Origin of the sequence: Microbacterium sp. Leaf203 (assembly GCF_001421275.1) — a bacterium.
GTDB classification, from domain to species: Bacteria; Actinomycetota; Actinomycetes; order Actinomycetales; family Microbacteriaceae; genus Microbacterium; species Microbacterium testaceum_A.
This window is the reverse complement of record NZ_LMKF01000022.1, coordinates 790340-811016: the sequence shown is the minus strand read 5'-3', so window position 1 is coordinate 811016 and position 20677 is coordinate 790340. Positions and strand designations below refer to the sequence as shown.

Sequence of the window (20677 nt, the reverse complement as noted above, 5' to 3'; positions counted from 1 at the left end):
TCCCACCGCGTCTCGATCACATGGCAGGACACGTCGCGGTCACGCTGGATCACCCCGAAGTCCCGCTGAGGACGGCGGGAGAGGCGTGATGGACGTCCTCTCACCCTGCACAAAAGGCTCGAGGCCGGTAACCCTCAGGGGTCACCGGCCTCGCGTTCGTGGGGAATCGGTCAGGAGCGACGCGCGCGGCGGCGGGCGATGACGACGACCACGAGCCCTGCGGCGAGCAACCCGCCGGCGAGGGTCATCGCCATCGTCGGATCGGTACCCGTGACGGCGAGTCCACCGGGAGTGTTCGCACGCGTGCCCGGGGGCGGAGTCGCGTTTCCAGCCGCCGGAGTGGATGCCGACGGTGCCGGAATCGCGCCGGGCGAAGACGGTGAAGGGCTGGGCGCGGGTGCAGGCTGACCGACGACGAGGGTGACGGTCTGCGTCGCGTCGGGCGAGGTGCCGTTCGACGCGGTGATGACCACGGCGTAGTCGCCGGGGGTCGTGGGCGTGCCCGAGATGACGCCGGTGCTGCCGTCGAAGACGAGACCATCAGGCAGCCCGGTCACGGTGACGGTCGGTGTGGGGTTTCCCGCGGCGGTGATGGTCGCGGTGTAGCCCTCACCGACGGTGGCGTCGCCCGGCGGGGGCGAGGTGATGGTCGGCGCGGTCGTCTCCGACACCGTGCCGGGAGGAGGGCAACCGGTGGACGCGTTGATCGTGTTGGTGTCGAGGGTCACCGCACCGTTCTGAGCGATGAGTCGGCCCTGGACGGTTGCGCCGGTGGTCGCGGTGACGGACTGCTGTGCAAGTACCGTTCCCTGGAAGTCTGCGGCGGTACCGAGGGTGGCCGAACTGCCCACCTGCCAGAACACGTTGCACGAGGTCGCTCCGCCGGTGATCGTGATCCGGCTCCCGGATCCGATCGTGAGAGTGGATGCCGCCTGGAACACCCACACCGAGTCGGCGTCTCCGGCGAGGGTCAGAGCGCCCGTGTCGGCGAGGGCCAGAGCGCCACCTGAATAGACGCCGGGCGACAGCGAGAGCCCGTTGAGCTCATCGAGTCCTGTGCGGATCGGCGTCAGCGAGGCCGCGGTGCCGTACGCCGTCAGAGCGTCCTGCTGCGCCTGGGCGGCCGCGGCATCGGTCTGGTGGACGGTGCCGTTGACCACGCCGTCCGTCGGGCCACCGAAGCCGGTGATGGACGTCCCGGGAGAGAGCCCCAGGTCGCCGTTGACGAGGGTGGGGCCGGTGTTGGTGACGGCGCTGGCACCGAGCACTCCGTAGGTGCTGGCGGTACCGAGATCGACCGGGCCGTCGATGACGGTCGCGGCCGAGGCGGGGGAGATCAACGCGACCCCCATGGCTGCTGCGAGGCCGACACCGGTGGCGGCGAGAGTGAGGGGGCGGAGAAAACGGGACGTGGCCATGAGTGGCCCCTGTCTGATGACGAAGAGGCACAAGGGCGAACGTCGACGACACGCGCATGATCTCCGGTCTTCGAAGTATGCGCCTCTCAGGTTCTCCATAGGCGGATGCGCAGACATTGGCGACCAACTGCCAGCTTCGTCCCCGTTCGAAAGTCTCCACGGCGTACCTGACGCGGGGTCCCGACGGCGCAGACGCCGGATCACCGAGAAATTTCCCACCGCGGCGTGACGAAATGCCCCGTCGCCTCGTCTTCGTCGTGTTCCGCGATGCGGACCTCGAGGCCGCCCGGCCGGTGCGCCCCCCAACTCCGCACCGGCCGGGTGTCGCGGCGTAGGGTTCTCAGGGCGGCGCCCATGCACCGCGAACGGATGAGGGGTGATCGGATGCGGCGCCAGAACGCGCGTGAACGTCTCGCCGCGGCTCTCCTGCCCGGAGAGGTACCCCTCGTCACGGTCGACGCCGACACGTCGTCTGCCGCCCCCGGAGGACTGCTCGCAGTCACTCCCACCCGCGTCGTCTACACCGCGAAGAACGACAGCTGGGCGATGGAACTGGACCGCGTGATGAATGTCTTCTTCGAGCAGGAGTATTCGCGCGGTCTCATCCGCATCGAGTCGGCCGAGACGCGACTCTTCACCGCTGACGCGTCCGACGCGCAGCGGGTCGTCGCCGCGCTGCGCGCCGGGCGTCCATAGGGGCGCACCCTCACATCACGGGCGGAGGCTCCTCCCGGGCGCGGGATCGAGTCCGCGGCATCCCCGAAGCATCCCCCGATGACACGCCGAACGCCGCCGCCCCGCAGAGGGACGACGGCGTTCGATCGCGCGGGTTACTCCCCCGCCGCGGCGGGGGCCGCCTGTGCCGCCTGGGCCGGAGCCGCGTCGCGCGGAGCGCCGTGCGGCCGGATCATCGACGGCCGACGCATGAACAGCACCGCGGCGAGGCCCAGGGCGATCACGATGATCGGCAGGGTGAGCGACTCGCCCATGGCCTGCGAGAAGCCGGTGACGACCTGCGGGGGCAGTTCCCCGCCACCGAAGCTCGCGGACGCATCCGCGGCTCCCGGCAGGTTCGCCTCGAGGCGCGCCTGCATGAAAGCGGCGATGGATGCCGAGCCGATGACCGATCCGACCGTGCGGGTCGTGTTGTAGATGCCGGCACCCGCGCCCGCCTGACGCGGCGGCAGGTTGCGCGTCGCAGTGGTGGCGAGCGGCCCCCACATGCCGGCGTTTCCGATACCCATGAAGACGGAGGGGATCAGGAACATCCAGATCGGGGCGTCGTTCAGGATGAGCGCCACGTACAGCCCCAGCGAGCCGCCGACCAGCAGGAGTCCCGGCACGAGCAGGAAGCGCGGGTCGGTGCGGTCGAGCAGCTTGCCCGCGAACGGCGCGAGCACGCCCGACAGGATCGCGAGCGGCACGAGCAGCAGCGCCGACTCGGTCGGGGTGAGACCGCGGGCGAGCTGCAGGTAGAACATCTGCGGCAGCGCCATGCTCGTCACGGTGAAGCCGACCGCGGCGATCGCGAGGTTGGCGATCGAGAAGTTGCGGTCGCGGAACAGCGCGAGCGGAACGAGCGGCTCGCCCTTGCTGCGCGCCTGCGTCCACACGAACAGCGCCATGACGACGACACCCGCAGCGACCATCGCCCAGATCCACGCGGCCCACGAGTAGTGCTCGCCCTCTTGCAGGCCGAACACGATGAGGAAGAGTCCGACGGCACTGAGCACGACGCCGAGGATGTCGAACTTGTGCGCGGTGCGCGGCAGCTGCGGCACGAGGATGACGGCGGCGACGAAGCCGATGATGCCGACGGGGATGTTGATGAAGAAGATCCACTCCCACCCGAGGCCGTCGACGAGCAGGCCGCCGGCGAGCGGACCGACGAGGGTCGCGACACCGGCGGTGGCGCCCCACAGGCCCATGGCCGCTCCACGGTTCTGCGGCGGGAAGGTGCGGGTGATGACGGCCATGGTCTGCGGCGTCATCAGCGCGGCACCGAGACCCTGCACGGCGCGGGCGACGATCAGCACCTCGAGGGAGGGCGCCAGACCACACGCGAGCGAGGCGAGGGTGAAGAGCGCGAGGCCCGTGAGGTAGATGTTCTTCGGGCCGAAGCGGTCGCCGAGACGGCCGGTGATCAGCAGCGGGACCGCGTACGTCAGCAGGTAGGCGCTGGTGACCCACACGACGTTGTCGAGGTTGTTGGTGTCGGGGTCGAGGGCGGCCTTGATGGCGGGGTTCGCGACCGAGACGATCGTGGTGTCGACCAGGATCATGAAGAACCCGATGACCAGGGCCCAGAGGGCCGGCCAGGGGCTGCGTTCGTGGGTCTTGTGAGACCCGGTGGTGGATGCCGCGGAGGCGGCGCGGGAGTCGGTCATGGGGTGGTCTCCTTTGAGACGCGGTGCTTCTTCTTGATGTGTTCGGGGATTTCGGCGATGCCCCAGGCGAGGGAGCGATCGGCGAGGCGCGCACGCAGGGAGTCCTGCCACGCGAGTTCGGCGTGGAGCAGAGCGGATTGGCGCCGCAGCTCGATGAGGAATTGTTCGGGGGTTTCGCGCTCGGCCGCGGCGGTCAGTCCGTCGTGATGGTCCTCGACCGAGGCGACGAGCTGGGCGCGACGCTGGTCGAGCAGGTCGATGACTTCGGCGCGCTCGAGATTGTGGGCTTCGGAGAGGGCGACGCGGAACTCGCTCGGCCTGTCGATGCGGGGCAATTCGGCACGCACCCATTCTTCGAGGGCCCGATGGCCGGCATCCAGAATCGTGTAGGTGGTGCGTTCCGGTCGATTGCCGTCGCGATCGACGCCGGCTTCGGCGAGGAGTCCGTCGCGTTCGAGGCGGGCGACCGTGTGGTAGATCGTGCCCTTCTGCAGCGGGATGAGCCGGTCGTCGCGGCGTTCCTTCAGCAAGCGCACGAGCTCGTACGTGTGCATGTCGGCCTCGCGGAGCGTGGCCAGGATCATGACGGCGACGGGGGTGAGGCGGCTGGCCTGCAGCATCCATCCTCCTCATGGTCCGTGTCGACTAGTCCACGTGGACTATACGCGGTCTCGCCACGCCTCGCGAACCCGCACGGATGAACATCGGGTGTCCGACGCACCTCCGCCTCGCCGCGCGGGGTCGGTCACCCCGTGGACGCCCGCCGGCGGGGAGGGCGTGCGCCCGACGCAGAGCACGCCGCACCCGGTCAGGGCGCGGCGTGCTCGGGACAGATTCCGGATGCCGGGACTCAGGCCGACGAGGAATCGTTCGCGACCTCAGCAGGCTCGTCCGCTTCGGTCCGGCTCTCTGCCGGCGCCGTCACCGCTCGACGCTGACGCCAGCGCACCGGGATGCCGAAAATTCCACGCTGGTTGGGCTCTTCGACCTCGAGGCCGTAATGCTCGCCGATCGAGTCGCGCAGCTGCGCCCGCTCGGCCTTGTCGTACGCCTTCATCTCGCGGCGGAACGCCACCACCGTGGCCCAGCAGATCGCGAGCAGCACGACACTGAAGGGCAGGGCGATACTGATCGCGGCGGTCTGCAGGGCGTTCAAGCCACCCGCGATGAGAAGCGCGAACGCGATCACCGCGGTGGCGAGGGCGAAGAACACGCGCACCCAGTTCTTGGGCTCCTCTTCGCCGCCGGTGGCGATCATGCTCATCACGAGGGCACCGGAGTCGGCGGACGTCACGAAGAACACCGCGATGAGGATGAGGAAGCCGACGATCAAGATCCCGGATGCCGGGACGTTCTCGAGCATCTGGAAGAGAGCCGTCGACACATCGACCGACCCGTCGGGCCCGGTGTAGGTCGCTGTGCCCGTGAGCTCGCCGTAGATCGCGGTGCCACCGAGCACCGTGAACCACAGGATGCCGACGAGCGTCGGGACCAGGATCACTCCGACCACGAACTCGCGCACGGTACGCCCCCGCGAGATGCGCGCGATGAAGATGCCGACGAAGGGCGCCCACGAGATCCACCAGCCCCAGTAGAACGCCGTCCAGGCGCCCTGCCAGGCGACGCCGTCATCGCCCGCGTAGGCGCTGACGGTGAACGAGAGCCCGACGAAGCTCTGGATGTAGTTGCCGATCGACTGCACCACGTCGCGCAGCAGGAACTCCGTCGGACCGGTGAACAGCAGGAACAGCATAAGGAGACCCGCGAGCACGAGGTTGATGTTCGAGAGCCACTTCATGCCCTTGCCGACGCCGGACAGGAGTGAGAAGAGGACGAACCCCGTGATGATGCCGATGATGATCGCCTGGCTGATGATGCTGGGCGGGACGACACCGAGGAAGTCGAGGCCCGCGCTGATCTGGATGACGCCCAGGCCGAGCGAGGTGGCGACACCGAACAGCGTGCCGACGAGGGCGGCGACATCGATCGCGTTGCCCCACCCGCCCTGGACCAGACGCGCACCCAGGATCGGCTCGAGAGCCCAGCGGATCGTGCGCGGCCGGCGACGGCGGTGGAAGGCGTAGGCGAGCGCGAGACCGAGCACGACGTAGATCGACCACGCGTGCACGCCCCAGTGCAGGAAGGTCTGCGACATCGCCTGTTGTGCGAGCTCGGCGGGAGTGCCCTCGACACCGGGGCGGGGCGAGACGAAGTGGCTCAGCGGCTCACTCACCCCGTAGAAGACCAGGCCGATACCCATGCCGGCGGCGAACAAGAGAGAGAACCACGAGATCGTCGAGAACTCCGGCTCGTCGTCGTCCTGCCCGAGCTTGATGTCGCCGAAGCGGCTGAAGCCCATCGCGAGCGCGAAGGCGACGAAGAACGCCGCGATCAGCACGTAGTACCAATTGAAGGTCGACACGATGAAGGTCTGCACCGAGGCGAAGGTGGCTTCGGCGGCCGCGGGGAAGAACAACGCGAAGGCGATGAACGCGAGGGCGATGCCCGCGGCAGGCCAGAAGACCCAGCCGCGAATCGTCTTGTGGCTGCTGCCCGCGTGGGGGTCGATGGCGACCGCGGGTCCGGGGATGTCATCGGTCATTCCCCCGAGGGTAGTCAGGCGGGTCGTCGCGGCCGGGGGGCAGGCGCGCGCGCGGGCTGTGTGACACAATCCGCGCCGATGCGGGGCGCGCGCACCCGCAATAATGAGCGGGTGACCTCCGCTCCCCCGCTCGAGCTTCCCGGCTGGCGCCACGTCTACTCCGGCAAGGTGCGCGACCTCTACGTCCCCGCCGACACCGCCGAAGACGCCGCGCCCGCGCACCTCCTCGTCGTCGCGAGCGATCGCGTCAGCGCCTTCGACCACGTGCTCTCCCCCGGCATCCCGGAGAAGGGCGAACTGCTGACCACCCTCAGCCTGTGGTGGTTCGACCAGCTCGCCGGCGCCGATGGCGGCCGTTCCATCCCCCACCACCTGGCGGCCGACCACGCACTGCGGGGCGACGACCCGGTGTCGTTGATCCCGGATGCCGTGCAGGGGCGCTCGATGCTCGTCCGGTCCCTCGACATGCAGCCGATCGAGTGCGTCGTGCGCGGCTACCTCACCGGCTCGGGCTGGGCCGAGTATCAGGCGGAGGGCACGGTCTGCGGCGTCCCTCTGCCCGAAGGCCTGAACGACGGCGACCGACTGCCGGAACCGCTCTACACCCCCGCCTTCAAGGCGCCGATGGGCGAGCACGACGAGAACATCACCTTCGAGCGCTCGGTCGAGCTCGTCGGGGCCGAGACAGCCACGGCCCTGCGCGACCTGTCGCTCGAGATCTACCGTCGTGCGTCCGCGACGGCGGAGGCCCGCGGGCTGATCCTCGCCGACACGAAGTTCGAGTTCGGCTACGACCCCGACGGCGTGCTGACGCTCGCCGACGAGGTCCTCACGTCGGACTCCTCGCGGTACTGGGATGCCGAGGCCTGGCGCACCGGCTCCACCCCCGCCGAGCGCATGGCGAGCTTCGACAAGCAGATCGTGCGCAACTGGCTCGCCGCGAACTGGGACAAGCAGGGCGAGCCGCCCGTCCTCCCCGACGAGATCGTCGAGCGCACGCGCGAGCGCTACGCGACGCTGCTGCGTCTGCTGACCGGCGTCTGACCCGCCCCTTCTCGAGACCGCACCCGTTCACCGAAACCGCACCGCATCCTCGACGAAACGGTGCGTTCTCGCCGAGCGCGTACGGTCTCGGCCATACCCCCACCTGAGGAGACACATGTTCCGCTGGAAGCTGCACGGCAACGGCCGCACGGTCGAGCCCGGGGCCGTCGTCGACCCCGGCGAGCGCTTGAACTGGGGCGCGACGATCGCGATCGGCCTCCAGCACGTCATCGCGATGTTCGGCGCGACGTTCCTCGTGCCGGTTCTCACCGGCTTCCCGGTGTCGACGACGCTGCTGTTCTCGGGTGTGGGCACCCTGCTGTTCCTGCTCATCACGAAGAACCGCCTCCCCAGCTACCTCGGCTCGTCGTTCGCGTTCATCGCGCCGATCACCGCCGCCACGGCGACGGCCGGGACGGGCTCGGCCCTGGCGGGCATCGTCGCCGTCGGCGTGCTGCTGGCCGTCATCGGCTTCATCGTGCAGTTCGTCGGTCTCGGCTGGGTCGACAAGGTCATGCCGCCGGTGGTCGCGGGCGCGATCGTCGCCCTCATCGGCTTCAACCTCGCCCCCGTCGCGTGGTCGAACTTCCAGCTGCAGCCCCTGCCGGGCACGATCACGCTCGTCGCGGTGATCCTGTTCAGCGTGCTGTTCCGCGGCTTCCTCGGCCGCATCTCGATCTTCCTCGGCGTGATCGTGGGCTACGTCGCGACCGTGATCATCCAGGCGGTCTCGGGCGAGACGCTCATCGACTTCGACGCCGTGGCGCAGGCCCCGTGGGTGGGCCTGCCGACCTTCGAAATCGCCGACTTCACGACGCCGGCGACCTGGTCGGTCATCGCGATGTTCCTTCCCGTCGTGCTGGTGCTCGTGGCCGAGAACGTCGGTCACGTGCGGGGTGTGGCGGCGATGACGGATGCCACGGCCAACCGCTCCACCGGTCGCGCCCTCATCGCCGACGGTGTCGCCACGACCCTCGCGGGAACTTTCGGCGGCTCGGGGACCACCACCTACGGCGAGAACATCGGCGTCATGGCCGCGACCCGCGTCTACTCGACCGCGGTGTACTGGGTCGCCGGCATCACCGCGATCGTGCTGAGCCTCTCCCCCAAGGTGGGCGCGGTGTTCAACACCATCCCCGCGGGTGTCCTCGGCGGCGTCACGACGGCGCTCTACGGCCTGATCGGCATCATCGGCATCAAGATCTGGGTCGACAACCGCGTCGACTTCTCGCGCCCGGTCAACCAGTACACCGGCGCGGTCGCGCTGGTGCTCGCGATCGCCGGGTTCACCATGCAGTGGGGCGACTTCCAGCTCGGTGCCATCGTGCTCGGCTCAGTCGCGGCCCTGCTGATCTACCACCTCGGCAACGCGATCGCCCGCGCCCGCAAGACCGGCGCCGACGACGGCGGCCCCATCCCCGCGGTGGGCCCCCTGGGCGGCGACCCGAGCTGAACCGCCGGGGTCCCGGCATCCCCTCCCCTCGTCGCCCGCCGCGGCGCCGAGCTCACACGGTTTCCGCGAGGTGACCCGCCATTGCGGGTGATCTCGGCGCGCGGCAAGCGACAGCGGCGGCACGGTAAACTGGATCCCGGTGCGTCGGGAAGTCTGGTCGACATTTCGTCGATCGACCCCTCAGGAGGCCTCATGAGCCACGACACCACCCGCGCGCCGAGCTGGCCCGGCTACGCCGAAGTCCACCGCGTCACGACGCTGCTCCGCCGCGAATCCGTCGGCGGCATGCTGCTGGTCGTCGCCGCGATCGTCGCGATCGTCTGGGCGAACTCGCCGGCCTCCGACGCCTACTTCGCGCTACGCGACTTCCGCTTCGGGTACGAGCCGTGGCACCTCGACCTGAGCCTCGGAACGTGGGCGGCCGACGGCCTGCTCGCGGTCTTCTTCTTCATGGTCGGCCTCGAGCTCAAGCGCGAGATCGTCAGCGGCAGCCTGCGTCGCTTCGGCACGGCGATCGTTCCGGTCACGGCGGCGTTCGCGGGCGTCGCCGTTCCGGCCCTGATCTACGTCGCCATCGTGCACACGCAGCCGAGCCTGCTGGCCGGATGGGCGATCCCCACCGCGACCGACATCGCGTTCGCCGTCGCCGTGCTCGCCCTCGTCGGCTCGCACCTGCCCGGGCCCCTGCGCATCTTCCTGCTGACCCTCGCGGTGGTCGACGACCTCATCGCCATCGCGATCATCGCGATCTTCTACACCAGCGACATCTCGCTGCTTCCCCTGGCCGTCTTCGCGGTGCTCGTGGCGATCTACGGCGTGATCGCGCACCGGGCGCGGGCGTGGTTCTCGCGCCACGCGTGGGGCGCGTGGGTCGTGCTGCTGCCGATCGGCTTCGCCGCGTGGGCCTTCCTGCACGCCTCGGGCGTGCACGCCACGATCGCCGGTGTCGCCCTCGCCTTCACCATTCCCGTCGCCGCCTCGCGCCGCCAGCCCGAGCACCACGGCATGGACCTCGCCGAGCAGTTCGAACACCGCTTCCGGCCGCTGTCGAGCGGCATCGCGGTGCCGATCTTCGCGTTCTTCGCCGCGGGGGTCGCCGTCGGCGGGGGCGAGGGCATCATGCGAGCGCTCACCGACCCCGTGACCATCGGCGTGGTGGCCGGTCTCGTTCTCGGTAAGCCGATCGGCATCCTGCTGGGCGTGCGCATCCTGACCCTCGTGACGAAGGTGCGCCTCGACCCGGCGCTGAAATGGATCGACCTCGCCGGGGTCGGCCTGCTCGCGGGCATCGGATTCACCGTGTCGCTGCTGATCGCCGAGCTGAGCTTCCCCGAGGGCTCCCCGCACACCGACGACGCGAAGATCGCGATCATGGCGGCCTCGCTCCTGGCATCCGTCCTCGCCTCCGCCGTGCTGCTGGTGCGCAACCGCCGCTACAAGCAGCTCGCGCAGGACGAAGCGGTGGATGCCGACGGCGACGACGTCCCCGACGTGTACCAGCGGCCCGACGCCCGCTGAGCGGAGCGCGCGCCGGACGACGTCACGAGACCAGGCTTCGCGACCGGGACAAGACGATTTCCGCAGGAACGGCCTATTCTCGTGACCGGTGGCTCGACCCTCGAGCGTCCCCGCGAGGCCCTATCGGCGCTCTACCCGATCCCGCGGCAGACGAACGTGCACCTCGGGCGCCTGTACGTCACCGACGAGTGCTTCGCCGCCGAGGACGCCCGCGTGCGTCCCGGCGGGGCCGCCTGGCTGCGCGACGCGACCGAGGCGAGCGACCGCGCTCTCGGCGTTGTTCCCGCCACCGCCGAGTGGGCGTGACCGTCGTCGACGGAGCCGGTCAGCCCAGGCCCATGCTCGCGAGGACGTTCGTGTGCGTCCGCGTGAACGCGTGCACCTCCGCATCGCCGTAGCTCTCGTCCGAGGTGGCAGAGAACTGGTCGCTACGCACTCGTTCGCCGAAGAGCGACTCGACAGCGGTCGAGAGCTCAGCGCTGACCAGGCCTCCGTACTCGTTCTTTCGATACCCGGAGACCACGGCAACGTCCACGCGCTGACTCTCCGCGACCGGAACCACGGCGATCAGCGTCTCGCGCAGCACCTCCTCGGACACCCATCGGTCGGGATCATCGACGTCGGCGGGCTCGACGCGCACCGCGACGTAGAGGTTGCACGGGCCCTCGCAGTTCTCGCTCGCGGACTCCGCCACCAGGTGCCAGCGGTCACCACCGGCACCGCTCTCGTCGAGCGCCGCCTGAATCGGGGGAATCGCCTTCTCGATGTCGCTCTCGCTCGATCCGAAGGGGTCGTCGAACGGGGATCGCCCGTCGACGAGGGGGATCATGAAGCAGCCCGACAGCACGACGGCGATCGTCGCGGCGAGCACCGCGGCGAGCGCCCCTCTGATCGGCGCGCGCCCTCGGGTCGGCATCGATGCTCTGTGCACGGCGAGTCCCCCCTCTGAGAAGCGGCGGCACCCCCGCGCTGCCCGTTCAATCCGCCCTCAATGTATCCCCGCTCGCGCGTCGCCTCACGCCCCGGCGCAACCCCCACCGCGCGGCCTGTTCTCGTGGCATCCCCTGTCCTCGTGACGAGACGGACAGCGTCACCGCGAGGCGGCCTCCCGCGGCCGACGCAGCTGCGCGGCGAGCGAGGCGGCGGAGCGGAGGGTGAGTCCCGGGATATAGCAGCGCACCAGCGCGATGGCGATGGCGGGGATCTGCGTGGCATCCGGATAGATCATCCACAGCGGCGCGAAGTCGGGCTGGAACTTCTTCTTGAAGTTCGCGAGCGAGCGGAACCCGTAGGCCGGCTCGAGAAGGCCGCTGATCACGTCCAACCCGCGGTCGAGAGGACCGAGCGCACCCTCGCCGTCGACCGAGTGTCGAGCGAGAGGCGAGCCCGACAGGCTCATCACGGTCATCCCGTCGTCGCGCAGCCGTTCGACGGCGTTGCCGATGAGGAACTCCATGACCCCGGGCATGGCGTCGTCGCGCCGGCGCATGACGTCGAGGGCGTATCCGGCGATCGCCCCGTCGCGGTGGATCGGGATCCAGCTCGTGAACGCCGTGATGCGCCCCGATCCGTCGCGCGCGATCAGCAGGCGCACCTCGGGGTCGTCGAGCTGGTCCGTCGAGCCGAGGGTGAAGCCCATCTCGGGGATCGTCTTGTCCGAGACCCATGCCTCGGAGATCGCGCGGATCTGCCCGCGGTCGAAGAACGACAGCTCGCTCCACCGCGCCCACCGCGCGGTCAGTCCCTCACGCGCGGCACGGTTGGTCGCGGTGCGCACGTCCTGACGTTTCTTGCCCGCGGGCGTCCACGTCTGCGGGTCGAGGAAGGCCTCCTCGGCCACCTGCAGCGCCGACCAGCCGAAGGGGGCGAGCCGCTCGCGCTCGGCGTCGTCGACGCTGTAGAAGACCGGCGTCCACCCGTGCTCCTCGCAGAAGGCGACGAACCCCGCTCCGACGGAGGGGTCGTCCCGATCCGGTCCGAAGGCTCCGCCGAGGGTCACGGCGAACCCTCCGCGTACCCGGTAGGCGATCGCCGCCTCGACCTCGGCCGCGAACCAGTACACGTTGCCCTGCCAGAGGGTCATGTGACCGAGGGTGTCACCTGAGCCCGCGGCGAGGAGCGAGCGCGCGCGCTCGCGATCCGGAGCGGCCTCGGCAGCCCCCGAGCGCACGATGAAGCGGGCGGTCGCGGCGACCACGCTCCCCCAGAAAAGCAGCGGCGGCAGGTACCAGACGGCCTGCGCGAACCCGGTCATGGGCACGAACACGAGCGCCTCGGGCGGAAGGAGCGAGGGCGGAACGAGGCGCAGGGGCAGCGTCGCGAGGACCGTCGTCACGTTCGGCCACGGACGGAAATCGGCGGATGCCACGAGGATCCCGACCAGCGCCAGAGCCAGGGCCCCGAGGCCGGCGATCGCGACCGTCCGCACGAACGCCCGACGCACGGCGGGCGTCGAGCCCACCTGAACGGCCGAGCGGAACCGGATGAGCAGCGCGGCGACGAGGAGCGGGAGGGCGGCACCCACGACCATGCCGACGACCGTCTGCCAGACATCGGCGACGTCGTAGGCGGCGCGCACGGTCGCGAGCTGTTCGAGCGTGTCGGTCTCGCTCAGCAGGAGCAGGATGCTCATCGCGACGAAGGTGAGGGCGTTGACTACCACGGCCAGGTGGAGGGCACCCCGTCGCCCCCGCAGGATCCCCCAGGCCGCGATCAGCAGCACCAGCTGGGGAAGCGCGGCGATCCACCCCGAGGCGGGCTGGAGCTCGGTGTACGTCGCAACGAAGCTCGGGCACGGGGCGCCCGTCGAACCGATCGCGCAGACGAGCCCGTCGGCCACGTTCAGAGGGTCGTACGACAGCCAGCTGTAGACCGACAGCACGCCGGCCCCCGAACCCCAGAGGGTCGCGACGACCGGTCCGATCGCGGTGATGGCGGTGAGCGCGGCGAGCAGCACGCGCTTCTCGCGGAGAGAGCTGCGCGGGATGCCGACGGCCCGCGTCCCGCCGAGCACGAGGCCGGTCGCCATGCCTACGGGCAAGGCGATGAGCGTGTACAGGTCCGACGCCGACGCGGCGTAGAGGAACATCGTCACGGCGAGGACGACCCCGCCGATGCGGATGCGACGGCGCCACAGCGGCGAGGCGAAGCAGCTCGCGACGATCGCGACGCACAGCAGCGCCGCGATGGGCGGCGCTCCGGTGTCGGGGGTGACGTTCAGCGACACCTCGGGGATGACCGTGTCTTCGAACCACCCGATGACCTCGCCGATCGCGCAGACGAGAAGGCCGCCGCCCACGAAGGCGGCGAGCAGTCGACGCGTGCCCATCAGCCCCTCGGCCAGACCGCAGACGACGAGGGTCAGCACGACGGTCGCGAGGAGCACGAGCGGATCGTCGACGCGCACCAGGGCGAGCAGCATGTCGCGCAGGTCGAACGGGCCCGCCTCGAACGTGCTCTGCGTGACGATGGTGATCACGCTGACGACCAGGATCGCCAGCGTCACCCCGAGCGTTCCGACACGACGGCGCAGGAGCCCGGGGATGTCCCACCGGGGCGCGCCGCGCTCCGGCCGCGGGGCCCGAGCCGTCTCTGGCGCCGTCTGCACCTTGTCCATCACCGCGACCATCGGTCCTCCCCGAGCGTGCGCACGCCGACCACCGGCATCCTCTCCATGCTCGCGAGACCCCCGCGTCCGGCACATCAGCCGGTCGGCCCCGGCGGCGGGCCGATCGGGTGATCCGGGCGGCCCCCGGAGTGCCTAGCCTGGTCGCATGGCATCCACCGCCTCTCCGGTCATCCGCGTCGCCGTCATCGACGACGAGGCGCTCATCCGCTCGGGCTTCTCGCACATCCTCAGCGCGGCCGGCGACATCGAGGTCGTGGCGACCGCCGACGGCGTCCACGCCATGGAGGTCCTCGCCGAGGCCCGCCCCGATGTGGTCCTCCTCGACATCCGGATGCCGGGACGAAACGGGCTCGACGTGCTCCGCGACATCCGCTCGGCCGGGTGGGAGATGACGGTGGCGATCCTGACCACCTTCGACTCCGACGACCACATCGCCTCGGCCCTCGACGCGGGCGCGGCCGGGTTTCTGGTGAAGGACACCGATCCGCGTCAGCTCCCCCAGCTCGTGCGCACCCTCCACGGCGGCGGCGTGGTGTTCTCGCCCACCGTGAGTCGCGCGGTGGTGGCCGGGTATCTGCGCCCCGAGCCCGCCGCCGACACCCACCTGATCGACGCGCTGAGTCCGCGCGAGCGTCAGATCCTCGTGCAGCTGGGTCGGGGGCTGTCGAACATCCAGATCGGGGCGGCGATGTTCCTCAGCCCCGCCACCGTCAAGGCGCACATCAGCACGATCCTGGGCAAGCTCGACGTCGACGGTCGCGTGCAGGCGGCCCTCGTGGCGGAGCGCGCGGGGCTGCTCCGCGACGAGGAGGCGCGATGAAGCGCCGCGATGTGCTGATCGACCTGGGGCTCGTCGCCGTCGCCGCGCTCGACGGGGTGCTCGGGCTCTACACCACCGACATGCTCGAGCTGGTGCTGACGCTCGTGGGGGCCGCGGGCCTGCTGCTGCGCCGGCGGCTGCCGCTGCTCTCGCTCGCCCTGGCCCTGCCCGCCCTCTTCCTCACCGGAGGGCCGATCGCCTCGGTCATCGCCCTGTACACCGTCGCCAGCGCGGCGACGGGGATGATCTGGCTCGTCGCCGCGACCGCCATCACCTTCTTGGGCCTGGGTCTGTCGTGGGACACCTTCACCTCGGTCAACGACCATGTCCTCGCGATCGTCTACGCCACGATGACGTCGGGCGGCGCCGTGGCGCTCGGCCGACTGCGTCGGAACCAGAGTCGGCTTTCCGCCAGCCTCGACGAACTCCGCCGCGCTCGGGCGGACGAGAACCGGCGCGTCGCCCGCGAGGCGGTCGCTGAGGAGCGCGCACACCTCGCGCGCGAGATGCACGACGTCGTCTCGCACCAGGTGAGCCTGATCACCGTGCAGGCGGGCGCTCTGATGGTGCGCGCCGACGATCCCGAGGTGGCCGAGACGGCCGACACGATCCGCACCCTCGCTTCCACGACCCTCGCGGAGTTGCGCCAGATGCTGCTCGTGCTCCGCGCCGACGGCCCCGAGGCCGCCCCGCTCGGGCCGCAGCCGACGCTGCGTCACCTCGACGAGATCCTGCATCCCGTCGACCTCGAGGTCGACGCCCGCATCGACCTGCGCGAGGGGCTGCCTCCGGCGACGCAGCGCGCGGTCTACCGCACGATCCAGGAGGGCCTCACGAACGTGCGAAAGCACGCCCCCGGGGCGCGCGTCGAGGTCACGGCCACCAGCACCGACACGGGCGCCGTGCACGTCGCCCTCCGCAACGCCGCCTCTCCCGAGCCCCACCCCGACCCGGCTCCGACGGCGCGGCTCGGACACCTGGGGCTCTCCGAGCGCGCGCACATGCTCGGCGGGTCCTTCCGCGCGGGCCCCCTCGCCGACGGCGGGTACGAGATCGACCTGCGCCTGCCCGCCGCGCACTGATCGCGTCCTCAGGCCGAGGCGCGCTCCACGACCTCGATCGGGAGGATCGTCGCGTGAGCCGCGGGACGCCCGGCGAGGATGTCGAGCAGAACGGATGCCATGTGCCGGCCCTGCGTCAGAGAGGGCTGCCGGACCGTGGTCAGCGCCGGGGTGACGGCGGTCGACACCGCGGAGTCGTCGAAACCGACGACGGCGACGTCGCGGCCGGGTTCGAGGCCGTTGTCGCGCAGGACGCCGTAGACGCCGCGTGCCATGAGGTCGCTGGCGACGAAGACCGCCTCGGGGACGACCCCGCTCGACAGGATCCGCGTCATCGCGAGGGCGCCTCCCATCTCGGTGAAGTCGCCGTTCTCCACGGCCGCCGGTTCGATGCCCGCCTCCGCCATCGCGTTGCGGAATCCCTGCAGGCGGTCGATGCCCGCGGGCATGTCCGACGGGCCCGAGACCGTCGCCACGCGCCGATGACCGCGTGCGAGCAGGTACGCCGTGGCCACGCGCCCGCCTTCGACGTTGTCGACGTCGACGTAGTAGTCGTCGGCACGGATACGGGCGGGCCGACCGCCGTAGACGACGGGGACGACGTCGGCCACCCGGTCGAGGAAGGTGTCGCTCGTGTGGTGCGAAGCGACGATCGCCCCGTCGACGCTCCCGCCGCGAAGGTAGCCGAGCGCCTTGGCGCTGGCGTCGTCGCTCGCGATGAGCATGTTCATGATGTAGTCGGACTCCCCGATCACCTCGCCGATGCCCGCGACGATCGAGGCGAAGAACGGGTCGCCGAAGAAGCGATCGGTCTGCTCCGGAATCACCAGGGCGATGGCGCGGGTCTGCCTGCTGGCGAGAGAGCGTGCCGCACGGTTGGGCACGTACTGCAGCTCGTCGATCGCCCGGCGCACGGACTCGAGGGCGGAGGGCGAGACGGCGGTGGAGCCGTTGACGACACGCGACACCGTCGATCGCGATACTCCGGCACGCGCCGCGACCTCTTCGATCGTGGCGGCGCCGCGCACGGATGCGGGGTCCATCGCTTCCCTCCTTCGGGACGGCGGTGTTGCACCGCGCTTCGGGTGGCCAGGTGCGCTGCGCGCTGCTGCGAGCGTACTGCGGGCGCTGCGGGCGCACGAGTTCATCGTCGCCCGACCAGGTGCATCGGCGGGTGAATCCCAGGAGCCCACTGCGTCTTTCGATGGGGGCCAAGAGCGGCTGCGCACCCGTTCCCGCCCGGTGGCGGGGAGGGAAAGGGGCGAGCCGGTCGCTCACGCGCGGAGCGGGGAGGGCTGCCGCTTTAGAAGGGTGGTGGGTCGGTGTTATAGGTGCCGCCGAGAGGAGATATCCAGGCGGTGTTGCCGTCCGGGTGATCGTCGATGTCCCAGCGACTCTCGTGCCGGAGGCGGTGGTGATGGCGACACGTGGGGTCGAGATTGTCGTCGTCGGTGGTGCCGCCGTCGGCCCAGGCGGTGAGGTGGTCGATGTCGCAGTCTCGTGCGGCGCGAGCGCAGCCGGGGAAGACGCAGGTGGGTGAGGTGATGCCCAGCCACCGCCGCAGGGCGACGGGCACCCGATACGTTCTGCGGTCGAGCACGAGCGGTGCGCCGGTCACGGGGTGGGTGAGCAGCCGGATCCACGACCTCGCGGTGCCAGCCAGGCGTCGGGCGGTGTCGAGGTCGATCGGTCCGTAGCCCTCGAGGGTGGCGGGTTCGGCGTCGTGGCCGAGGAGGGTCAGCGCGGGAACCGTGACGATGACCGTCGCCGGCGGGGCGGAGCGGAACGTGCGTGGGGCGTCCGGGGCCAATCCGGTTGGTGCCGCGGATGGGGGGGCTGCGTTCTCGGCCGAGGTGTCAGCGGTCGGTCCCATGGGCGGGGCGTCCGCGGTCGCGTTCGGGGCGGAAGTGGTGGATGAGACAGCCGGGGCGTCCGTCATCGTGATGAGGTCGGCAAACGCGTCAGCGCGGAGTTGGGCGAGGGTGCGTTCTTCGTCGGGCGCGGCGCGCAGGTGCCGGGCGGCTTTGTCGAGACGCGACATGACGGCCCGAGCCCGGTCAGCGGGGAGCAGCGCGTGGAGGGAGGCCATGCCATCCAGCTCCGCTCTCATCCACACCCCCCGATCCACCGCGGCGCGGCGATGGCGGGCCTCGATCGATTCAGCGTGCACGCGTTCGCGGATCGCGCGCGCCGCGACAGCGAACTTCGCCGGGGTCAGCACGAGCGCCGGCGGGCACGCCTCGTCGTCGAAACGCTCGAACGCGTCGGCGTCACCGGCGGGAAGCGTCGACGCCAACCGAGCTGAATCGACGGCGTGCTTTTCGGAGAGACGCCCTTCGCTGAACGCGGCCCACAGCTTCGGGCACCCCACCGCCAAGGTCTGCGCGTGCGCCGCGCGCGTGCGGACCGTCTGCTCGGACAGGTGAAGCCGCACCGCAATCTCCGCGACCGCGGCCCGCTCGGCGAGATCGACGCGGTCCCGGCGCACCGCACCCGGGGTGCGGCCCCGCGAATCAACCCAGGCACGGTCGAGCGTGGGGTCGGGCCCGACCCAGGGGGTGGGGTCGAACGCGGCGTCGTCGAGGATTGCCAGGATCAGGCGGTACTCCTCAGCAGTGGCCCGCTGCCGCTCGGCGACCACATTCTCCAGGTGCCCCACCCGCGCATCGACATCTGACATCGCCAGAACCGTGCTGTCGAGCGGGCGCACGAAGACGTCCCCCTCCCACGCATCGACGTCGCCGGGACCGTCGGGTGGCACATACCCGCGCGGCTCGCTCGGCACAGGAGAGGCCAATCCGTCACCGGGCGCCGGGGTGCCGGCATCCGTCCCCCACTCGACATCGCCGCTCTCACGAAACGCCGCCCACTCCGCTTCGAACTCCAGCTCGTCATCGCTCGGCCACGGCGCTCCATCGCACTCCCGAAGCGCCGGCATCGGCCGGTGCGCGGAGGGTGCGGGGCGGGTCATGGCAGAACGATATCGCCGACCTCCGACATTGGATCGGGGCGATATCGAGGGCCAGCTGTTCGCCGACACCCCCCGCATGGTCGAGCCGTTATCCCCGGCTCGGCAACGTCCGAGACGCCTGTTCGACCCCATCGCCTGTCCCGCCGTCGAACACAGCGCGGCGCAGCCCCGCTCATGCTCCACCGTCCCGTTGCACCCGCCAGAGCGCGCGCAGCAGAACCCGCACGCCCGGCAAGGGGGCATGCGGCTTCTGGGGCGCGTTATGCGTCGCGTATGGACCGTTGCGTGACCGGCCCCGGAGAGATGACCGTCAGCCGACGGTCGCCGACTCCAGCGCGCGGTCCGCGATCACCCACGCGTACGCGAGCCCCGAGTCCTTGATCGTCCGCTCCTGCGTGGCGTAGTCGACGTAGACGATGCCGAAGCGCTTCTCGTAGCCCCAGGCCCACTCGAAGTTGTCCATGAGCGACCAGTAGAAGTAGCCGCGCACGTCGACGCCCTTGTCCACGGCATCCAGAACCGCTCCGAGGTGCGCTTCGACGAACTCCACGCGTTCGACGTCGTGCACGCGGGGCTCGCCGCCGTCGGTGACCAGCTCGTCGTCGTACGACGCGCCGTTCTCGGTGACGTAGAGCGCCACGCCCGCGTCGGCCGAGTAATCCTCGCTCACCCGCTCGAGGAGGCGGGTCAGCCCCTCGGGCTGCACCTCCCAGTGCATGTTGGTGCGGGCGAGGCCACGGTCGTGCCAGTACAGGTTCTCGTGGGCCGGGAAGGGCTTGCCGACCGGGCGCGGGGTCGGCGCGTCGCCCGCGGGCGGGTCGACCTCGGGCGCCGTGCCGCCGACGAACTCGCCGTGGTAGTAGTTCACGCCGAGCGAGTCGATGGGAGTCGAGATGACGTCGAGGTCGCCGGGCTGCACGGCCTCCTGCCAGCGCGCCACCGCCTCGGCATCCGTCGTGCGGAAGTCCTTGATGATGTCGGCCGGGTACTCCCCGCGGAACACCGGGTCGAGGAACCACCGGTTGAACTGCCCGTCGATGCGACGCGCGGCGTCGAGGTCGGCGGGATTCGCCGGGTCGACGGGATCCGCGACCGTGAGGTTCAGGGTGAGTCCGAGGTTGAGCGACGAGTCGCGCGCGCGCAGTTCGCGCACGGTCTGGCCGTGGCCGAGCAGCAGGTGGTGAGCGGCGAGCATGCCCTCGGCCTGCGAGTAGTGGCCCGGGGCGTGGATCCCCGCGGTGTAGCTGAGGAACGACGAGCACCACGGCTCGTTCAGGGTGGTCCACACGTCGACGCGGTCGCCGAGGGCGTCGTGCATGTCGAGCGCGTACTCCGTGAAGCGGTCGCTCGTCTCGCGGACGGTCCACCCGCCCTTGTCCTGCAGCGCCTGCGGAAGGTCCCAGTGATACAGGGTGAGCCAGGGCAGGATGCCGGCATCCAGCAGCTCGTCGACGAGGCGCTTGTAGAAGTCGACGCCCTTCGCGTTGAGCTCTCCCCCGTCGGGGCGCACGCGCGACCACGAGGTCGAGAAGCGGTACGTCTGCAGGCCGAGCTTCTTCATCAGCTGCACGTCACCGGCGTAGCGGTGATAGTGATCGCACGCGACATCACCGTTGTCGGCGTTGATCACCGCATCGGGCACGCGGCTGAACGCGTCCCAGATCGAGGCCGTGCGGCCGTCTTCGAAGGCCGCCCCCTCGATCTGGTAGGCCGCGGTGGCGGCGCCGAAGAGGAAGCCTTCGGGGAACGAACGGGAGTGGGACATGGATCGGGTT

The 20677-nt window shown here is 70.4% G+C and carries 16 protein-coding genes; 7 read left to right on the top strand and 9 right to left on the bottom strand.

Going from position 1 to position 20677, the window contains the following annotated elements:
* Positions 1-170: 170 nt before the first annotated feature.
* Complete coding sequence (locus tag ASE56_RS04960) at positions 171-1418, bottom strand: ice-binding family protein (protein ID WP_056225734.1); 1248 nt, start codon at positions 1416-1418, stop codon at positions 171-173.
* 384 nt (positions 1419-1802) lie between these two features.
* Here ASE56_RS04960 and ASE56_RS04955 point away from each other — a divergent pair, with 384 nt between their 5' ends.
* Positions 1803-2114, top strand: a complete 312-nt coding sequence (locus ASE56_RS04955; protein ID WP_056225731.1) for a hypothetical protein — start codon at positions 1803-1805, stop codon at positions 2112-2114.
* A 134-nt stretch (positions 2115-2248) separates the two neighbouring features.
* Here ASE56_RS04955 and ASE56_RS04950 read toward each other — a convergent pair whose 3' ends face one another.
* The 3 genes from ASE56_RS04950 to ASE56_RS04940 all read right to left on the bottom strand — a co-directional run bounded on the left by ASE56_RS04950 (position 2249) and on the right by ASE56_RS04940 (position 6407).
* Positions 2249-3805, bottom strand: a complete 1557-nt coding sequence (locus ASE56_RS04950; RefSeq protein WP_056225730.1) for a DHA2 family efflux MFS transporter permease subunit — start codon at positions 3803-3805, stop codon at positions 2249-2251.
* Entirely contained in the window at positions 3802-4425 is a 624-nt protein-coding gene (locus ASE56_RS04945) for a PadR family transcriptional regulator (RefSeq protein WP_056225727.1), read from the bottom strand. The genes ASE56_RS04950 and ASE56_RS04945 overlap by 4 nt, the downstream gene beginning before the upstream one ends.
* 230 nt (positions 4426-4655) lie before the next feature.
* Positions 4656-6407, bottom strand: coding sequence for a BCCT family transporter (locus tag ASE56_RS04940; protein ID WP_056225722.1), 1752 nt, complete (start codon positions 6405-6407; stop codon positions 4656-4658).
* A 78-nt stretch (positions 6408-6485) separates the two neighbouring features.
* Between ASE56_RS04940 and ASE56_RS04935 the strand changes: the two genes are divergently transcribed.
* The 4 genes from ASE56_RS04935 to ASE56_RS04920 all read left to right on the top strand — a co-directional run bounded on the left by ASE56_RS04935 (position 6486) and on the right by ASE56_RS04920 (position 10728).
* Entirely contained in the window at positions 6486-7451 is a 966-nt protein-coding gene (locus tag ASE56_RS04935) for a phosphoribosylaminoimidazolesuccinocarboxamide synthase (protein WP_056225718.1), read from the top strand.
* 115 nt (positions 7452-7566) lie between these two features.
* Positions 7567-8904: a uracil-xanthine permease family protein gene (locus tag ASE56_RS04930; protein ID WP_056225713.1), complete on the top strand. Its 1338-nt coding sequence runs from the start codon at positions 7567-7569 to the stop codon at positions 8902-8904.
* Positions 8905-9096: 192 nt separating this feature from the next.
* Positions 9097-10422: a Na+/H+ antiporter NhaA gene (gene nhaA / locus ASE56_RS04925; protein ID WP_056225710.1), complete on the top strand. Its 1326-nt coding sequence runs from the start codon at positions 9097-9099 to the stop codon at positions 10420-10422.
* An 81-nt stretch (positions 10423-10503) separates the two neighbouring features.
* Positions 10504-10728 (top strand): TipAS antibiotic-recognition domain-containing protein, encoded by a 225-nt coding sequence (locus tag ASE56_RS04920; RefSeq protein ID WP_056225707.1) that lies wholly within the window; start codon positions 10504-10506, stop codon positions 10726-10728.
* 19 nt (positions 10729-10747) lie between these two features.
* Here ASE56_RS04920 and ASE56_RS04915 read toward each other — a convergent pair whose 3' ends face one another.
* Together ASE56_RS04915 and ASE56_RS04910 are read right to left on the bottom strand one after the other, a co-directional pair.
* On the bottom strand, positions 10748-11338 hold the full coding sequence (locus ASE56_RS04915) for a hypothetical protein (protein ID WP_143017941.1): 591 nt from the start codon (positions 11336-11338) through the stop codon (positions 10748-10750).
* A gap of 174 nt (positions 11339-11512) precedes the next feature.
* The gene (locus ASE56_RS04910; protein WP_162234487.1) at positions 11513-14038 is read right to left on the bottom strand and encodes a bifunctional lysylphosphatidylglycerol flippase/synthetase MprF; all 2526 of its coding nucleotides are present in this window, start codon (positions 14036-14038) and stop codon (positions 11513-11515) included.
* 157 nt (positions 14039-14195) lie between these two features.
* Between ASE56_RS04910 and ASE56_RS04905 the strand changes: the two genes are divergently transcribed.
* On the top strand, positions 14196-14870 hold the full coding sequence (locus tag ASE56_RS04905) for a response regulator transcription factor (protein ID WP_056225696.1): 675 nt from the start codon (positions 14196-14198) through the stop codon (positions 14868-14870).
* Positions 14867-15952 (top strand): sensor histidine kinase, encoded by a 1086-nt coding sequence (locus ASE56_RS04900; RefSeq protein WP_056225695.1) that lies wholly within the window; start codon positions 14867-14869, stop codon positions 15950-15952. The genes ASE56_RS04905 and ASE56_RS04900 overlap by 4 nt, the downstream gene beginning before the upstream one ends.
* Before the next feature lie 8 nt (positions 15953-15960).
* Here ASE56_RS04900 and ASE56_RS04895 read toward each other — a convergent pair whose 3' ends face one another.
* The 3 genes from ASE56_RS04895 to ASE56_RS04885 form a co-directional block, all read right to left on the bottom strand.
* Entirely contained in the window at positions 15961-16974 is a 1014-nt protein-coding gene (locus ASE56_RS04895; RefSeq protein WP_056225692.1) for a LacI family DNA-binding transcriptional regulator, read from the bottom strand.
* A 260-nt stretch (positions 16975-17234) separates the two neighbouring features.
* Complete coding sequence (locus ASE56_RS04890) at positions 17235-18902, bottom strand: HNH endonuclease signature motif containing protein (RefSeq protein WP_056225689.1); 1668 nt, start codon at positions 18900-18902, stop codon at positions 17235-17237.
* A gap of 310 nt (positions 18903-19212) precedes the next feature.
* The gene (locus tag ASE56_RS04885; protein ID WP_056225685.1) at positions 19213-20667 is read right to left on the bottom strand and encodes a GH1 family beta-glucosidase; all 1455 of its coding nucleotides are present in this window, start codon (positions 20665-20667) and stop codon (positions 19213-19215) included.
* Between the last annotated feature and the right edge of the window lie 10 nt (positions 20668-20677).

Coding starts and splice junctions, on each gene's coding strand:
- ASE56_RS04885 (WP_056225685.1), bottom strand. CDS start 20,667: ATGTCCCACTCCCGTTCGTTCCCCGAAGGCTTCCTCTTCGGCGCCGCC.
- nhaA (WP_056225710.1), top strand. CDS start 9,097: ATGAGCCACGACACCACCCGCGCGCCGAGCTGGCCCGGCTACGCCGAA.
- ASE56_RS04895 (WP_056225692.1), bottom strand. CDS start 16,974: ATGGACCCCGCATCCGTGCGCGGCGCCGCCACGATCGAAGAGGTCGCG.
- ASE56_RS04935 (WP_056225718.1), top strand. CDS start 6,486: ATGCGGGGCGCGCGCACCCGCAATAATGAGCGGGTGACCTCCGCTCCC.
- ASE56_RS04900 (WP_056225695.1), top strand. CDS start 14,867: ATGAAGCGCCGCGATGTGCTGATCGACCTGGGGCTCGTCGCCGTCGCC.
- ASE56_RS04930 (WP_056225713.1), top strand. CDS start 7,567: ATGTTCCGCTGGAAGCTGCACGGCAACGGCCGCACGGTCGAGCCCGGG.
- ASE56_RS04960 (WP_056225734.1), bottom strand. CDS start 1,418: ATGGCCACGTCCCGTTTTCTCCGCCCCCTCACTCTCGCCGCCACCGGT.
- ASE56_RS04915 (WP_143017941.1), bottom strand. CDS start 11,338: ATGCCGACCCGAGGGCGCGCGCCGATCAGAGGGGCGCTCGCCGCGGTG.
- ASE56_RS04945 (WP_056225727.1), bottom strand. CDS start 4,425: ATGCTGCAGGCCAGCCGCCTCACCCCCGTCGCCGTCATGATCCTGGCC.
- ASE56_RS04890 (WP_056225689.1), bottom strand. CDS start 18,902: ATGACCCGCCCCGCACCCTCCGCGCACCGGCCGATGCCGGCGCTTCGG.
- ASE56_RS04940 (WP_056225722.1), bottom strand. CDS start 6,407: ATGACCGATGACATCCCCGGACCCGCGGTCGCCATCGACCCCCACGCG.
- ASE56_RS04955 (WP_056225731.1), top strand. CDS start 1,803: ATGCGGCGCCAGAACGCGCGTGAACGTCTCGCCGCGGCTCTCCTGCCC.
- ASE56_RS04905 (WP_056225696.1), top strand. CDS start 14,196: ATGGCATCCACCGCCTCTCCGGTCATCCGCGTCGCCGTCATCGACGAC.
- ASE56_RS04910 (WP_162234487.1), bottom strand. CDS start 14,038: ATGGACAAGGTGCAGACGGCGCCAGAGACGGCTCGGGCCCCGCGGCCG.
- ASE56_RS04950 (WP_056225730.1), bottom strand. CDS start 3,805: ATGACCGACTCCCGCGCCGCCTCCGCGGCATCCACCACCGGGTCTCAC.